This window comes from Pseudomonas syringae, assembly GCF_021605415.1.
Classification (GTDB): Bacteria; Pseudomonadota; Gammaproteobacteria; order Pseudomonadales; family Pseudomonadaceae; genus Aquipseudomonas; species Aquipseudomonas syringae_S.
This window is the reverse complement of the sequence record NZ_WKEQ01000061.1, coordinates 1-15,626: the sequence shown is the minus strand read 5'-3', so window position 1 is coordinate 15,626 and position 15,626 is coordinate 1. Positions and strand designations below refer to the sequence as shown.

Sequence of the window (15,626 nt, the reverse complement as noted above, 5' to 3'; positions counted from 1 at the left end):
CTCCATCAATCTTTCACAACACCTTCCGCAGGCCAAAACCATCAGCGAAATGGTGCTGGATGCCTTTCAGTCGACTCGCGAAAGCGAGCAGATCCGCGAACTTCGCGCCGCGATCCGTCAGGCCCACGACCAGTTCGACGACGACAAGGCCTACGAACTGATGGGCGAACTCAAGCGCCTCAAAGACGCCGAGGCCGCCGACACCGCCGCCCTCGAAGACCTGAGCAGCAAATTCCCGATCAGCCGCATTCTGTCCAGCTTCAAGGATGACCCGGCGTTTCAGGAAATCGTCTATGGCCTGGCGCTCAAAGTGTTGAACCAGACCCATCTGGCGATGAGCAATCCGGGCAGCGGCAAGAGCAAAGCGGCTCGTGCCAAGAAGGACGTCGAAGTGTTCACCATCAGTAAGGACGGCATCAGCATGACCCTGCCGTTGCGCACGCCACGCTCGCGCCTCAATGTGGATCGCGAAGCGCTGGAGTTCCTGGGTTTCACTTTCGTGGGTGAAGGTGATGAAGCGGAACTGGAAAGCGAGACGTTCATCGATAATGCAGGCGCCGAGCACGCCGTGAACCGCAAGAACATCATTACCGCGCTGCAACAGCAGACGGCATTTGAGGGTTACAGCATCGCCGCGCAGTAAGACGGCAGCGCTTGCGAAAAAGCCCCGCGCTTCGGTTGAAGGCGGGGCTTTTTGTTGGCTGATGTGTTCGGCTTGATCCCCTCACCCCAGCCCTCTCCCGAGGGAGAGGGAGCCGACCGAGGTGTCTGGCGTTTTACATCGACCTGAAAGATTGCAGCGATTATGGATGCAACCCTGCACGATTCCGTTCCCCTTGCAGATCATGGATTCACCATCAAACATTCAGGTCGGCGTATATCTGGAATATCGCAAGGTCAGTCCCCTCTCCCTTTGGGAGAGGGCCAGGGTGAGGCGCTCCGCTTGACTCAGCGCTAAGCCGAAGGCTGCAACGCCACAATCATGTCCACCTCAATCGCCGCATTCTTCGGCAACTGATAAACACCCACCGTCGTACGCGTATGCCGGCCAATGTCACCCAACACATGACTGAACACATCCGACGCGCCATTCGCCACTTCGCTCAAGTCGACAAAATCCGCCGTGGACTTCACGTACACCGTCACCCGCAGCAACGCTTTGATCTTGTCCAGTGAACCCACTGCATCGACGATCAGCGCCAGACCGCGCATGGCGCTGATGCTCGCGGCGGCTTGCGCATCCTTCAGGCTCAGTTCCAGTCCGACCCTGCCCGGGTATTGAATCTTGCCATGAGTGCGTGGCACCAGACCGCTGACGTACAACTCATCGTGATGCCGGATCACCGGAGCGTAATTACCGCCAGTGGTGTTCTCGCCATAGATGTCGTAATCGAGGTCTTTGGCCAGCGCAATGAAACGCTCGTCGCAGGTCATCTTCTCAGTCATTACGCCCAGCCTCTTGATCCGTGCAGAAAAGAACCGTCAGGCCCGAAGGGCGCAAGGGTCGCCGAAACATCTTTGGATCCGAATCTAGGGCTTTTGCCCGGAGACCACAAGCAAGGGGCCGGAATGAAATCAAACATGCGCGCGAAGGCCGACAACGCACCAGACTCCAGCCAACAAAAAACCCCGCACATCTCTCGATGGCGAGGTTTATACACATGAGTATTTGGACTACACAGCGCTGAGCCGCTCAACCATGTCAGGAAATTTTTCGACCAACCGGATCAATAAAGCCGCTTGGGCGTTAGGCTTTGATTTTTCCTGCTCCCAATTTCTCAGAGTGCTGGGGCTTGTCCGTATTCGTTTCGCGAAAACCGCCTGGGACATGTGCAGTTTCTCTCGCAACGCCACGATTTCCCGAGCACCGACTTCAGGAGCGGGGTTTTCCTCGACCGCAGTATTTCGCAGCGTAATCTTACCTTCGCGTTGAGCCGCCATCTCATCAACGCCCTGCATCAATTCTGCAAACAGGTCGCGCTTTTTCATGGGGTACCTCGTGTCTTCAACTCTTTCTCTATGGCTGTTTTGAGTGCCTTTTCTTGCTCAGCAGTCAAATTTTCAAGCTCATCTTTATCGTAAATTGCAAACATCCAAAACTGACCATCATTCATAAGCCAATAATAGATGACTCGCAAGCCGCCTCGTCGGCCCTTCCCGCGACGGGCATCAGCCCAACGGAGCTTTCGAAAACCACCCGTACGCGGCATCACATCGCCGGCCAAGGGGTTAAGTTGCATGTACGCCTGCAGCTTTCGATAGTCATCATCCGTCAAGTAACGACCGATGTTCGTGGTGAACAGTGTAGTTTCAAAGAATTGGATTCGCATTGAAAAACTATAGGCAAATCGCCTATAGCCAAACAATCAACAAATTTCACTCCTGCTAAACATTTGTCCAACAAAAAACCCCGCACATCTCTCGATGGCGGGGTTTTTCTTACAACATCCGAACCTTACGGCGCGTACGTCAGCAGCAGCTCGCTCGGCACCTTGAAGTCCAGGGACATCATGACGCTCAACGCGGTGATGGTGAAGATCGAGAACACGAACAGCTTGCGTGCCCAGACCGTGTCATCCACCGCTTTGTAGCCGGTCCAGGCCATGTACAACCAGTACATGCCCATGGCGGCGGCGACGGCGAGGTAGCTCATGCCGGCGTAGCCGCTGAAGGTCAGCATCAAGGTCGCCACGAGGAAGGCCAGGATGTAGAGCAGGATGTGCTTCTTGGCCACTTGAATCCCGCGCTTCACAGGCAGCACCGGAATCGATGCGGCCAGGTAATCGTTGAAGCGGAAAATCGCGATGGCATAGGAGTGCGGCATCTGCCACAGGCTGAACATCACCAGCAGAGTCAGCGCGGCCATGTCGAACGTGTTGCTCACGGCCACATAGCCGATCACCGGCGGCATGGCGCCCGACAGACTGCCCACCAGCGTGCCGTGAACCGACTTGCGCTTGAGGTACAGGCTGTAGAAACCGACGTAGATGACGAAGCCGATGACGGCGAACAGAGCGGCCAACGGGTTGGCCACCTTGTACAACAACGCAACGCCGAGAACACCCAGGACGGTCGCATAGATCAGGGCCAGTTTCAGGGAGATCAAGCCCTGCACCAGCACACGATTCTTGGTGCGTTCCATCTTGATGTCGATGTCGCGGTCGATGCAGTTGTTGAACACGCAACCGGAGGCGACGACCAGGGACGTGCCGATCATGGCTGCCAGAAACACCGCCAGATCGACATGCCCTTTCGAGGCCAGGAAAAACCCGCCTGCCACAGAAAGCACGTTACCGAAAATGATCCCCGGTTTGGTGATTTGGATAAAGTGCTTGAGCGACATCGGGTTTACCTCACTTCGCCATCATGAACGTGTGGATGCTGAACATGATCCACAGCGACAGGCCGACCAGCAGGACGATCACGATCGCGGCGAACACAAACGCAATCACGTTGTTACGCTGCGCGGCCGAACGGTCCAGGTGGAGGAAGTACACCAGGTGCACCAGCACCTGGATAACAGCAAATGCCAGCACGATCATCAGCGTGATCGACTTCGGCAGTGTCGGGTACATCACCAGACCAAATGGAATGATGGTCAGGATCACCGACAGGATGAAGCCGATCGCGTAGGACTTGACGCTGCCGTGGCCGGCGTCGTGGCTGTCATGGGAGTGTGCGTTAGCCATTTACATAGTCCCCATCAGATAAACAACGGTGAATACGCAGATCCACACCACGTCCAGGAAGTGCCAGAACAGGCTCAGGCAGCTCAGACGGGTCTTGTTGGTCGCCGTCAGGCCGTGCTTGTTGACCTGGTACATCATGATCGCCATCCAGATCAGACCGCTGGTCACGTGCAGACCGTGGGTGCCGACCAGGGTGAAGAACGCGGACAGGAAGCCGGAACGGCTAGGGCCGTAGCCTTCGGAGAGCAACAGGTGGAACTCGTTGATTTCCATGGCGATGAAGCCGGAGCCCAACATGAAGGTCATGGCCAGCCAGCCCAGTACCTGCTTCTTGTTACCCCGGAAGAACGCCAGCATGGCGAAGCCGTAGGTGATCGAACTGAACAACAGCAGAGCGGTTTCGCCCAGCACGTAAGGCAGTTCGAAGATGTCGTGGCCCGACGGGCCACCGGCGACGTTGTTTACCAGTACCGCGTACACCGCGAAGATCGACGCAAACAGGATGCAGTCGGTCATCAGGTAGAGCCAGAAACCGTATACGGTCATCTCGCCGGAGTCGTGGTGATGGTCGTCATGCCCATGGTCATGACCATGGGCGTGTCCAGCATTGGTCACTAAATTCGACATGGTTTAAGCCTGTTCAAACGAGGTTTCAACACGGGTGGCGGAAGCCGGGATTTTCCCTGCCGCTACCAGACGCTTGTGCTGCTCGGCTTCGATGCGCTCGATCGTTTCAACCGGAACCATATAGCCCTGGTCGTCACGTGCAGCGTGGATCGCGAAGTACACGACAGTACCGACCAGGCTTGCGATGGCCAGCCACCAGATGTGCCAGATCATTGCGAAACCAAACACGGTCAGCAGTGCGCCCATGACCACACCGGTCGCGGTGTTGTTCGGCATGTGGATCGGCTCGTACTTGGCCGGACGCTGGTACGCAGTACCGTCTTCCTTGGCTTCGGTGAACGGGTCGATGCAGTCAGCCTTAGGCAGCACAGCGAAGTTGTAGAACGGTGGTGGCGACGAGGTCGACCATTCCAGCGTGTGCGCATTCCACGGGTCACCGTGTTCGCACATGTTTTCCGGCTTCTTGCGGTCACGCACACTGACGTACAGCTGAATCAGTTGGCAGGCGATACCGACAGCGATCATCACCGCACCGAACATGGCAACGTACAGGTACGGTACCCACTCAGGGTTGGTGGTGGCGTTCAGACGACGGGTCATGCCCATGAAGCCCAGTGCATAGAGCGGCATGAACGCGACGAAGAAGCCCGAGATCCAGAACCAGAACGCTGCTTTACCCCAGCCTTCGTGCAGCTTGAAGCCGAACGCTTTCGGGAAGTAGAACGCGAAGCCTGCGATGTAACCGAATACCGCGCCGCCGATGATCACGTTGTGGAAGTGAGCGATCACGAACAGGCTGTTGTGCAGGACGAAGTCAGCACCCGGAATGGCCAGCAGTACGCCGGTCATGCCGCCGATGGCGAAGGTCACCATGAAGCCCAGGGTCCACAGAACCTGACTGGTGAAGCGCAGACGACCTTGGTAAATCGTAAACAGCCAGTTGAATAGCTTCACACCCGTCGGGATGGAAATCAGCATCGTCGCCAGACCGAAGAAGGCGTTGACGCTGGCACCCGAACCCATGGTGAAGAAGTGGTGCAGCCAAACCATGAAGCCCAGTACCGAGATCGCGCCCGAAGCGTAGATCATCGAGTGGTGGCCGAACAGTTTCTTGCCGGTGAAGGCCGAGATCACTTCCGAGAAGATGCCGAATGCCGGCAGGATCAGGATGTAAACCTCAGGGTGGCCCCACGCCCAGAACAGGTTGACGTACATCATCGGATTGCCACCAAGTTCATTGGTGAAAATGTGGAAATCCATGTAACGGTCAAGCGTCAGCAGTGCCAGGGTAGCGGTCAGGATCGGGAACGAAGCCACGATCAGAACGTTTGCCCAGGTGCAGGTCCAGGTGAAGATCGGCATGTCCATCAGTTTCATGCCAGGGGTACGCATTTTCAGCACGGTGGCCAGGAAGTTGACCCCCGTCAGCGTCGTACCCAACCCGGATAACTGTAGCGCCCAGATGTAGTAGTCCATCCCAACGCCAGGGCTATATTGCAGACCCGACAGCGGTGGATAAGCAACCCAACCGGTCTTGGCGAATTCGCCAACGCCCAGGGACAGGTTGATCAGCACAACGCCGGATACCAGCAGCCAGAAGCTCAGGGAGTTCAGGAACGGGAAGGCAACGTCACGCGCGCCGATCTGCAGCGGCACTGCAAGGTTCATCAGGCCGGTGAAGAATGGCATCGCCATGAAGATGATCATGATCACACCGTGAGCGGTGAAGATCTGGTCATAGTGTTCAGGCGGCAGGTAGCCAGGCGAACCCTCGGTGGCCATGGCCAACTGGGTACGCATCATGATGGCGTCGGCAAAACCGCGCAGCAGCATGACCATGGCGACGATGATGTACATCACGCCGATTTTCTTGTGGTCGACCGAAGTCAGCCACTCGGTCCACAGATACGTCCACTTCTTGAAGTAAGTGATCGCAGCGAACAGCGCCAGACCACCGAGGGCGATCATGGCGATTGTCACCATCACGATCGGCTCGTGGAATGGGACCGCTTCCCAACTTAATTTACCAAACATCGTTTACTCCTCTGCCCCGGCAGCTGAATGCGAGTCCATGTCCGTTCCTTGCGTAGTGGCCACTTCCTTCTCTTTCTTCTCGTGCTTGACCTTAGGACCCGGCTTCATACCTTCGTACTTGTCGACGATGATCTGGAACTGGTTCGGCGTGACCGAGGAGTAGAGCTCAACCGGATTGTTCTGGCTTGGCTTGGAAAGGGCCGCGTATTCAGCTTGATCAAGCTGTTTAGGTGACTTCTTGACTTCACTTACCCAGGCGTCGAAATCTTCCTGAGTGGTGGAGATAGCCTTGAATTTCATACCGGTGAAACCGGCGCCGCTGTAGTTGGCGGAGATACCGTCCATTTCAGCGTTGCGATCGGCGATCAGGTGCAGCTTGGTCTGCATGCCCGCCATCGCGTAGATCTGGCCGCCCAGACCCGGGATGAAGAACGAGTTCATCACAGCGTCGGAGGTGATCTTGAAGTTGATTGGCGTGTGCGCCGGGAACACGATCTTGTTGACCGTGGCAATGCCTTGTTCCGGGTAGATGAACAGCCATTTCCAGTCCAGCGCGACCACTTCGATGGTCACAGGCTTGACGTCGGATTCGATCGGGCGATAAGGATCCAGCTCGTGGGTCGACTTATAGGTGATGTAACCCAGGGCGATGATGATCAGTACCGGAATAGTCCAGACCGCCACTTCGATTTTGGTCGAGTGCGACCATTTCGGGGTGTAGACGGCGTTCTGGTTCGAGGCGCGATACTTCCAGGCAAACAGGAAGGTCATGACGATGACCGGCACGACGACCAACAGCATCAGCAGGGTCGCGGTGATGATCAGGTTGCGCTGTTCCAGGCCGACCTGGCCCGTTGGATTGAGCAAGGTCATGTTGCAGCCTCCCAGCAACAACGTGCCGAGCAGCGGCACTAGGCCTAGTAATCTGGGGTACCTGTTTTTACTCATCTCACGACCTCTAAAGCAGCTTGCGCAATGCAGTTGGGTTTTGATCGCCAACACTTCACCCTGCCAAGGGTTGGCATTTTCTTTGGATTGAATAAGGGCCGCCCGCCGCGCGTCAGACGCTCGACAAATCCCGGGACAGCGTTGAGTTCTTATTCGAATTCGTGGTCAAAGGCCTTGTTACAGACCAATTCCATTTGGTGCGGATAGTTGAAGGCACCGACACCGGGACGTCAGATCAAGCCATTCGGCCGCTCGACGCCCTGTACACACTCGACTCCAGAGGAAGCGAGCCGTGGTCGGGAATTCAGTGCGGGCGATTGTAGTTAGGTAGCCATCTAGAAACCATGTCTTATCCCGAAATAAATTTTATCCGCCAGAGCAACAATCATTCACCGGTTTTGCAAAAGTCACCCTGGTTATTGAAACAGATTCTCAATAAACGCCTCTGATTATGCGGGTGGTTAACCCGCAGATCAGACAGTTATGAACGATCTGCTCTGCCCTTCTACCGGCTCAAGCCCCGGTAATCACTGGCTTCTGGCCATTTGCCAGAACGTGTTAGAAGTGCCTGTTTCCAGGCGCCTGCAAAAAGGGCTCCAAAAGCTCCGACAGAAAGATTTAGTTGCATAGCTATGCATTAATTTTGCTGCCGAAAAGGGTATGCGACACGCTTGCTGTGACAACATGTCGCACACTTGCCGCACCCTTCATTGCTGTTCGTCACGGTGTTTTCACAAAGACTCTGAAAATGCAAAACGCCTCGATTCACTCTTCGCGAATCGAGGCGTTTTGTGTATCGGCAGGCTTTGGGAAAAGTTGACTCAACGCAGCGCTTTGCGATTACGCAAGGTCAGCAATGGCACCAGAATCACCACCAGCACAAACGCAACCAGCGCCCATTGCGCCAGCGACAAACCGAGAATCGGCGGGTACGGTGTCGAGCAGAATCCATCGACCTGAAAGCCCAGCGGGAAGATCTTCGCCAGCGGCAGATCATCGACAATCGGTTGCAGCACATCGATGCCGCAGCTGACCGCTGGATAGAACTGCGTATACACGTGATGCCCAGCCACACCGACTCCGGCAATCGCACACACCACCACCAGCGTCTCGAACACCGTAATGCTGCGCCGTGTGCGCATGGCCGCACCGATGAACGCGAACAGCGCGATCAGCAACAATGCGTAACGCTGCAGAATGCACAGCGGGCACGGCGCCTCGCCCAGCACCACTTGCATGTACAACGCACCGCCAATCAGCGCCAGGCAGATGATGCCCAACAACACCAGATAGCGTCGCTCTCGTCCCAACCGCAGTGTTTCGTCGCTCATCGCGTTTCCCTTCAACTATCAATTGCCCGCCAGTCTACACGCTGACCATGATCATTGAGAGCGTGGGGCGTGTGGCGGATTGGGGGAATAGACAATAGAGCGGTTAAGTTGCGATTAACATCGGGCGGATGTTCAGAATAAATAAGCGCGTGACGCCATCGCGGGCAAGCCCGGCGCCCACAGGATTGATGGCGTACACAAATATCTGTGCTCGACATCGAACCTGTAGGCGCCGGGCTTGCCCGCGATCCAATCGACTCGGTCTGAATGATTACTCCAACGCCGACGCCGGCCCGAAGAACTCGTAACGGCTCTGCTTGTCCGGCACGCCCAACGCTTTCAAATGACGCTTGATCGCCGCCATGAAGCCTTTAGGCCCGAGGAAGTAGGCATCCAGGTCACGCTGCTCCGGCAGCCATTGCGCCAACTGCTCCTGACTCAACATCCCTACCGTGTGCGCCGCCGGACTCACGCCGTCATCTTCGGCATAGCAGTAGAAGCGTTTAAGTTGCGGGTGACGCTCAGCCAGTCCTTCGATGAAATCGCGGAACGCATGAACGCTGCCATTGCGCGCGCAGTGGATGAAATGCACCGGCCGCTCGGTTTCCAGCGCCGCTTGCAGCATCGCCAATGTTGGCGTGATACCAACGCCACCACTGATCAGCACCAGCGGTTTGTCGCTGGCGGTCAGGGTGAACTCGCCCGATGGCGGGAACAGCTGGATACTGGCGCCGACATGCAGTTGGTCGTGCAAGTGATTGGAGGCACGACCGCCAGGTTCGCGCTTGACACTGATGCGGTACTGGCCGTTGTTGGCCAATGCAGACAACGAGTAGTTGCGGCGCACTTCTTCGCCATCGAGGATCAACTTCATGCCGATGTACTGGCCCGGTTCAGCCGCGAGAATCGGCCCTTTATCCACCGGTGCGAAATAGAACGAGGTAATTTCCGCGCTTTCCTCGACCTTGTCCGCGACGATGAACTCCCGCGCCCCGCGCCAGCCGCCGACGGCGTGTTCCTTCTGGTCATAGATAGCGGTTTCGGCGCCGATCAGAATGTCGGCCAATTGACCGTAAGCCGCACCCCAGGCACTCATCACCTCAGGCGTGGCGATCTCCTCGCCAAGCACTTCCGAGATGGCGCGCAGCAGGCAAGCGCCGACGATCGGGTAGTGTTCCGGAAGAATCTGCAGGGCCACATGCTTGTTGATGATCTTCGCCACCAGGTCGCCCAACTGGTCGAGCTGATCGATGTGACGGGCGTACATCAAAACACCGTTGGCCAACGCACGCGGCTGATCACCGCTGGCCTGGTGGGCCTGGTTGAACAGCGGACGGACTTGCGGGTATTCGGAGAGCATCATGCGATAGAAGTGGGTGATCAACGCTTCACCGCCGCTTTCAAGCAGCGGCACGGTGGATTTGACGATGGCACGATCCTGAGCGCTAAGCATTCGGGTGACTCCTGAGCTTTTTGAGTGACTGCTTAGTAGTTATCAGGTTTCATGCCAACAATTTTCTACTTATATATCAATAGGTTAAATACGTGATAGTCACAAAGACACGGACAGAGATATAGTCACATCGACCACATGGAGTCACTATGACCGCAAAATCTTTGCTCACTGCGCTGCTGCCCCTTGTCGCCGACCTCTCACGCGAACTGCCCGAGGGCGAGCGCTACCGACGCTTGCTCGAAGCCATGCGCGCCCTGCTGCCTTGCGACGCCGCTGCGTTGTTGCGCCTGGATGGCGAGTCGCTGGTGCCGCTGGCGGTGGACGGCTTGAGTACCGACACCCTCGGTCGACGTTTCAAGGTCAGCGAACACCCGCGCTTCGACATTCTCTTGGCCAGTCCCGGGCCGACGCGTTTCGCCGCCGACAGCGAACTGCCCGACCCTTACGACGGCTTGGTCGACGGCCTCGATGACCATCTCGAAGTCCATGACTGCCTTGGTTGCCCACTGTTTGTTGATGAAAAACTGTGGGGACTGATCACACTGGATGCCCTCGACCCCGAGCGCTTCGAACCGATCGAACTCGATGCGCTGCAAGCCTTCGCGAGCCTCGCAGCCGCCACGGTCAACGCCGCCGAACGCATCGAACGCCTGGCCCTGCGCGCTGAGGACGAGCATCAGCGCGCCGAGGTCTACCGCCAGGCAAGCGGCCAGCAGAATCGCGAAATGATCGGCCAGAGCAAGACACACAAACGGCTGGTAGAAGAGATCAACCTGGTCGGCGGCAGCGACTTGACCGTGCTGATCACCGGCGAAACCGGGGTCGGCAAGGAACTGGTCGCCCAAGCCATCCATGCCGCATCGAAGCGTGCCGACAAACCGATCATCAGCCTCAACTGCGCCGCTTTGCCGGACACCCTCGTCGAAAGCGAATTGTTCGGCCACGTTCGCGGCGCTTTTACCGGGGCCACCAGCGACCGGCGCGGCAAATTCGAACTGGCCAACGGCGGCACGCTGTTTCTCGATGAGGTCGGTGAATTGTCGCTGACCGTCCAGGCCAAACTGTTACGCGTGCTGCAAAGCGGCCAGTTGCAGCGCTTGGGCTCGGACAAGGAACATCAGGTGGACGTGCGGCTGATCGCCGCGACCAATCGCGATCTGGCTGAAGAAGTGCGCAGCGGTCGTTATCGCGCCGACTTCTATCATCGCCTCAGCGTCTACCCGCTGCGGGTGCCGGCGCTTCGTGATCGCGGGCGTGATGTCTTGCTGCTCAGCGGTTTTTTTCTCGAGCAGAACCGCTCGCGCATGGGCCTCAACAGTTTGCGTTTGAACGGCGATGCACAAGAAGCGCTGCTTGCTTATGCCTGGCCGGGCAATGTTCGTGAGCTCGAACACCTGATCGGTCGCAGTGCGTTGAAGGCGTTGGGCAACTGCAAGGTAAGGCCGAAGATTTTAAGTCTTGGCGCAGCTGATCTGGATTTGCCGCGCGAGGTTGTGGATAACTTGCCGCAATCCTCTGTCGATACTTCATCGTCACCGCTGCCTGGCGGGGATTTGCGCGTGGCGACCGAGCAGTTTCAGCGGCAGTTGATCAATGCTGCACTCGACCGCCATCAACACAACTGGGCCAGCGCCGCTCGCGAGCTGGGTCTGGATCGGGCCAATCTGGGACGAATGGCCAAACGGCTGGGGATGAAGTAAAAGCAAAGATCGGCCGAACGCCGCCTGTGCCTTCGGACGATCTTTTGATCCACCCGCCCAATGACACTAAAGCCTGCCCCGGATGAGTCGATAACCCGGCATCGATACTTGCCGGCGATCCCCGTGATCGCCGCTCACCTTTTTCCACAGAAGGTTTTTATGTCTTCCAACAAAGCCCGCGCAGACTCACTTTCACTGCTTCTGTTCACCCTGCGCAGCGGCAAGCTGATGGCGATCAACCTGCTCAAAGTCAGTGAAATCATTCCGTGCCCGGCGCTGACCAAACTGCCGGAGGCGCACCCCCATGTGAAAGGCATCGCCACCCTGCGCGGGGCTTCGCTGTCGGTGATTGACCTGAGCCGCGCCATTGGCGAGCGACCGCTGGAAGATCCGAATGGCGGCTGCCTGATCGTCACCGACGTCAGCCGTTCGAAGCAGGGTCTGCATGTTCAGGCGGTGAGCAAAATCGTCCACTGCCTGACCACCGACATCAAGCCGCCGCCCTTCGGCTCCGGTGGTGTGCGCTCGTACATTACCGGTGTAACGTCGGTGGACGGCACGTTGGTGCAGGTGCTCGACATTGAAAAAGTCATCCACGGCATCGCTCCGGCCCAGATCGAAATGGCCCCGACCGAACTGAGCATGGAAGACGCCGAAGTGCTGGGCAACGCGCGGATTCTGGTGGTCGATGACAGCCAGGTGGCGTTGGCGCAATCGGTGCACACCCTGCGCAACCTCGGTCTGCAATGCCACACCGCACGCAGTGCCAAGGAAGCCATCGACTGTTTGCTGGATCTGCAAGGCACCGCGCAGCAAATCAACCTGATCGTCTCCGACATCGAAATGTCCGAGATGGACGGCTACGCCTTCACCCGCACCCTGCGCGAAACCCCGGATTTCGCCCATTTGTACGTGCTGCTGCACACCTCGCTCGACAGCAAGATGAACAGTGAAAAGGCGAGACTGGCGGGCGCTAATGGCGTGCTGACCAAATTCTCCTCGCCGGAACTGACCCATTGCCTGATCGAAGCGGCCAAACACGTCGCCGCCCAAGGGCATTGAGTCTTGACCGAGACATTCTGCTTTCTGATGCGGCGCGACCTGCACGAGGCCGTGCCGTCGATTCAATGGCCGGGTGCCGTCGAACTGATCACTTACCAACCGCAACTGGCGCCAGCGGTGCATGCACTGATGCTGTTGGGCAATCGCGAAGGCGGTGGCCGGGTGCCGACGCTGGAAGTGTGGCAACAGCGGTTCGAAACCGATCCTGAATATGATCCGGCGCTGTGCTTTATCGCCAGCGACGCCGAGGGCGTGGTCGGCGTGGCGCAGTGCTGGACGAGCTCGTATATCAAGAATCTGGTAGTGCATCCACGGGCGCAACGGCTCGGGCTGGGCCGGGCTTTGCTGCTGAATGCGTTCAAGGTATTTAAGCAACGGGGCGAAGGTTTTGTTGATTTGAAAGTATTGGAAAGCAATCTTCGGGCGCAGCGGCTGTATGAAAGCGCCGGGATGTTCGTTGTTCGTCGGGAGTCGGTGGCGGACTGACCAACATCAAAACATCGCAGCCTGCGGCAGCGCCAACCTGCGGAATGCGCGCCTGTGGAGCTGCCGAAGGTTGCGATCTTTTGGCGTTAACACTTTCAACAAATCCCTTAAGGCATACTCCAACCCTGGCCACTGACGACCAAGGATGCCCAATCATGAAAGCCACCACCCTATCGTTTCTCTGCCTCACCGCCCTCACCGCCCAGGCTCAAGCCTCCAGCCCCGACGCGTGGGCCGCTTACGACAAAGCCGTACTCGCCAGTTGCACCAAGGCCAGCGGCCTGAAAAATGCCAAACCGGTCGGCACGGCCGCGCAATTCGATGATCGCGTCGGCTACACCGCCCTGCTGCTGCAAGGCCAATACCCGCAAAAACACATGAAAGGCCAGCAAGGCACCGAACTGTGTCTGTACAACAAAAAATCGAAAACGGCCTTCGTCACCGAGTGGGACTCGATTCGCCCTGCACCCAAGCCATGAACGGCTGGCGCACAACTTGCTTCGCTTAAGGTCTGTGCGGTGGATTGACGTCACCGTGTCACACCAAGATAAAAGACTGGCCGTTTAATGAATACGACATTTTCCTGCGTGGGTTGCGGCAAATGCTGCACCGATCACCATGTCCCGCTGACCTTGCCGGAAGCCCGTATGTGGGCGGCCGATGGCGGCCAGGTCATCGTGCTCGTCGAGGGTTTCCTCGCCAATGGTCTGGGTTTGCCTGCATTGCAAAAAGAACACGCCGAGCGCCGATCCGTGGTGGTACGCAGCGGTGTTTCGGAGGCCCACGTAGCAATCACGTTTGCGGCCTACAACCTCGGACGCTGCCGGAATCTTGACGAAGATAACCTCTGCCGCATCTACGAGCGCCGGCCGCTGGTGTGTCGAATCTATCCGATGGAAATCAACCCGCACATCCCACTCAACACCGCCGTGAAGGAATGTCCGCCAGAATCGTGGCAGCAAGGGCCTGACTTGATCGTTGGCGGTGAACTGGTGGATCGCGAATTGGCGGATCTCATACAACGATCACGCCAGGCCGATCGCGACGACATCCGGATCAAAGATGCCATCTGCGCTCAGCTCGGCATTCGCACCACCGCGCTCAAAGGTGACGGATTCACCGCTTACCTGCCCGATATGACGGCGTTTGCGCGGGTACTCGACCAAGTTGCCGCGAAACCACTGGCAGGGACTGATAGCCAATGGTCGTTTCATGTGTCGGGGGACGACATTGCCGGGCAGGTATTGGCGGCCGGCGCACAAGTGGCGACCGAGCCACCGCAGACTTATGCGTTCATTTCATTGCGGGCGGCCTGATCACCGTCCGTACAGCCCTGCATGACCGGCGAACCCGCAAGCAATCAGCGTTTACCCATCGAACGCCGCGTGCCCGGCGGTGCCATGCCAGGCGTCTTGGTATGGCCATTCTTCGCACCATTCTTGTACCAAGGCTGGTTCGAATCCTTGGCTGCGGCGAGCTCGCCGGGCTTGAACGGAAACTTGGAGGCCGGGATCGTCGGTTTGGTATCGCCGGAATCGGTCAGATCGGCCGGGACATCGCTCACAGCGTCGTCAACCGGTGTTTGAATCGGGGAAGTCATGAAAGCTCCGCAGAGGCACAAAGTCGGGCCCGATCAGCGAGCCACGAAAGCGCGCAGTATACCCGCCCGCCCCAGTCACGCACGTTAACCTTCGGTCGGCGCACAAAATCGATTATGCAAAAGATCAAAAGATCAAAAGATCGCAGCCTTCGGCAGCTCCAGAGGACGATTTCAAAGGAGGATGTAGGCCTGCCGGCAGGCCGCCTTCGCGAGCAGGCTCACTCCTACAGAACAGCAAAAGCAACGCACGCGCTCTTAACCACTCAACAGGCCGAGTGTCAGCTCGCCTGCAGCTCTTGATCTTGATCCACCCGCCCCTTCGGCCGGCTGAGAGGAGGTGTTCATCCGGGGAATGGCGCAACGCGCCGGGCAGCGAAGCTGCACCCATCGACGAAGTCGATGCCCCCGGATGGACGCCGGAGCGAAGGAACCCGAGCCTGCGAGGGCCGAACGCCGGGGCGAGCCTTTTTTTGCTTACTTTTTTGAGGCGTTTGTCAAAAAAGTGAGTCGCCGTAAGAGCGAAACCCTAAGCCGCCATCACCCAAAAAACGGATATACACCCAAAACAACCCAAAACCTGGTCGGCCCAGAGGCCGCCAAGGACAACGAAACTGACAACGCCGACAGCCAGCCGTCACCCTCCCGACCCCCAAACAAGTTTATAAAGTCCCTACCCCTGCCCCAACTCCGTCC

General features: G+C 57.6%; 17 protein-coding genes. 6 read left to right on the top strand and 11 right to left on the bottom strand.

Features of this window, described 5'->3' with window-relative positions:
• Window positions 1–643, top strand: a 643-nt coding sequence (locus GIW69_RS25450; RefSeq protein ID WP_236485532.1) for a hypothetical protein, incomplete at its 5' end; no start/stop codon positions are given.
• 311 nt (window positions 644–954) lie between these two features.
• On the opposite strand, the gene GIW69_RS25445 is transcribed toward GIW69_RS25450, so the two are convergent.
• The 10 genes from GIW69_RS25445 to hmpA all read right to left on the bottom strand — a co-directional run bounded on the left by GIW69_RS25445 (window position 955) and on the right by hmpA (window position 10,082).
• Window positions 955–1,446 (bottom strand): RidA family protein, encoded by a 492-nt coding sequence (locus GIW69_RS25445; protein ID WP_236485531.1) that lies wholly within the window; start codon window positions 1,444–1,446, stop codon window positions 955–957.
• 228 nt (window positions 1,447–1,674) lie between these two features.
• Window positions 1,675–1,989: a helix-turn-helix domain-containing protein gene (locus GIW69_RS25440; protein ID WP_236485530.1), complete on the bottom strand. Its 315-nt coding sequence runs from the start codon at window positions 1,987–1,989 to the stop codon at window positions 1,675–1,677.
• Complete coding sequence (locus GIW69_RS25435) at window positions 1,986–2,330, bottom strand: toxin (protein ID WP_236485529.1); 345 nt, start codon at window positions 2,328–2,330, stop codon at window positions 1,986–1,988. The genes GIW69_RS25440 and GIW69_RS25435 overlap by 4 nt, the downstream gene beginning before the upstream one ends.
• Before the next feature lie 125 nt (window positions 2,331–2,455).
• The gene (gene cyoE / locus GIW69_RS25430) at window positions 2,456–3,343 is read right to left on the bottom strand and encodes a heme o synthase (protein ID WP_236485528.1); all 888 of its coding nucleotides are present in this window, start codon (window positions 3,341–3,343) and stop codon (window positions 2,456–2,458) included.
• Between the two features lie 10 nt (window positions 3,344–3,353).
• On the bottom strand, window positions 3,354–3,689 hold the full coding sequence (gene cyoD / locus GIW69_RS25425; protein ID WP_236485527.1) for a cytochrome o ubiquinol oxidase subunit IV: 336 nt from the start codon (window positions 3,687–3,689) through the stop codon (window positions 3,354–3,356).
• Window positions 3,690–4,316, bottom strand: coding sequence for a cytochrome o ubiquinol oxidase subunit III (locus tag GIW69_RS25420; protein ID WP_236485526.1), 627 nt, complete (start codon window positions 4,314–4,316; stop codon window positions 3,690–3,692).
• A 3-nt stretch (window positions 4,317–4,319) separates the two neighbouring features.
• The gene (gene cyoB, locus GIW69_RS25415) at window positions 4,320–6,350 is read right to left on the bottom strand and encodes a cytochrome o ubiquinol oxidase subunit I (protein ID WP_236485525.1); all 2,031 of its coding nucleotides are present in this window, start codon (window positions 6,348–6,350) and stop codon (window positions 4,320–4,322) included.
• A gap of 3 nt (window positions 6,351–6,353) precedes the next feature.
• Window positions 6,354–7,298 (bottom strand): ubiquinol oxidase subunit II, encoded by a 945-nt coding sequence (gene cyoA, locus GIW69_RS25410; RefSeq protein WP_236485524.1) that lies wholly within the window; start codon window positions 7,296–7,298, stop codon window positions 6,354–6,356.
• A gap of 821 nt (window positions 7,299–8,119) precedes the next feature.
• The gene (locus tag GIW69_RS25405) at window positions 8,120–8,629 is read right to left on the bottom strand and encodes a disulfide bond formation protein B (RefSeq protein WP_236485523.1); all 510 of its coding nucleotides are present in this window, start codon (window positions 8,627–8,629) and stop codon (window positions 8,120–8,122) included.
• A gap of 271 nt (window positions 8,630–8,900) precedes the next feature.
• Window positions 8,901–10,082, bottom strand: a complete 1,182-nt coding sequence (hmpA, locus tag GIW69_RS25400; RefSeq protein ID WP_236485522.1) for an NO-inducible flavohemoprotein — start codon at window positions 10,080–10,082, stop codon at window positions 8,901–8,903.
• A 149-nt stretch (window positions 10,083–10,231) separates the two neighbouring features.
• Between hmpA and norR the strand changes: the two genes are divergently transcribed.
• The 5 genes from norR to GIW69_RS25375 all read left to right on the top strand — a co-directional run bounded on the left by norR (window position 10,232) and on the right by GIW69_RS25375 (window position 14,649).
• Window positions 10,232–11,785 carry a nitric oxide reductase transcriptional regulator NorR gene (gene norR / locus GIW69_RS25395; protein ID WP_236485521.1) on the top strand — a complete coding sequence of 518 codons (1,554 nt, stop codon included), beginning with the start codon at window positions 10,232–10,234 and terminating at the stop codon, window positions 11,783–11,785.
• 159 nt (window positions 11,786–11,944) lie between these two features.
• Complete coding sequence (locus GIW69_RS25390) at window positions 11,945–12,847, top strand: chemotaxis protein (protein WP_236485520.1); 903 nt, start codon at window positions 11,945–11,947, stop codon at window positions 12,845–12,847.
• Window positions 12,848–12,874: 27 nt separating this feature from the next.
• Window positions 12,875–13,333, top strand: a complete 459-nt coding sequence (locus GIW69_RS25385; RefSeq protein WP_236485533.1) for a GNAT family N-acetyltransferase — start codon at window positions 12,875–12,877, stop codon at window positions 13,331–13,333.
• Window positions 13,334–13,488: 155 nt separating this feature from the next.
• Complete coding sequence (locus tag GIW69_RS25380) at window positions 13,489–13,812, top strand: hypothetical protein (protein WP_236485519.1); 324 nt, start codon at window positions 13,489–13,491, stop codon at window positions 13,810–13,812.
• An 87-nt stretch (window positions 13,813–13,899) separates the two neighbouring features.
• The gene (locus GIW69_RS25375; protein WP_236485518.1) at window positions 13,900–14,649 is read left to right on the top strand and encodes a YkgJ family cysteine cluster protein; all 750 of its coding nucleotides are present in this window, start codon (window positions 13,900–13,902) and stop codon (window positions 14,647–14,649) included.
• Between the two features lie 44 nt (window positions 14,650–14,693).
• Here GIW69_RS25375 and GIW69_RS25370 read toward each other — a convergent pair whose 3' ends face one another.
• Window positions 14,694–14,933, bottom strand: a complete 240-nt coding sequence (locus GIW69_RS25370; protein ID WP_236485517.1) for a hypothetical protein — start codon at window positions 14,931–14,933, stop codon at window positions 14,694–14,696.
• Window positions 14,934–15,626: the final 693 nt, after the last annotated feature.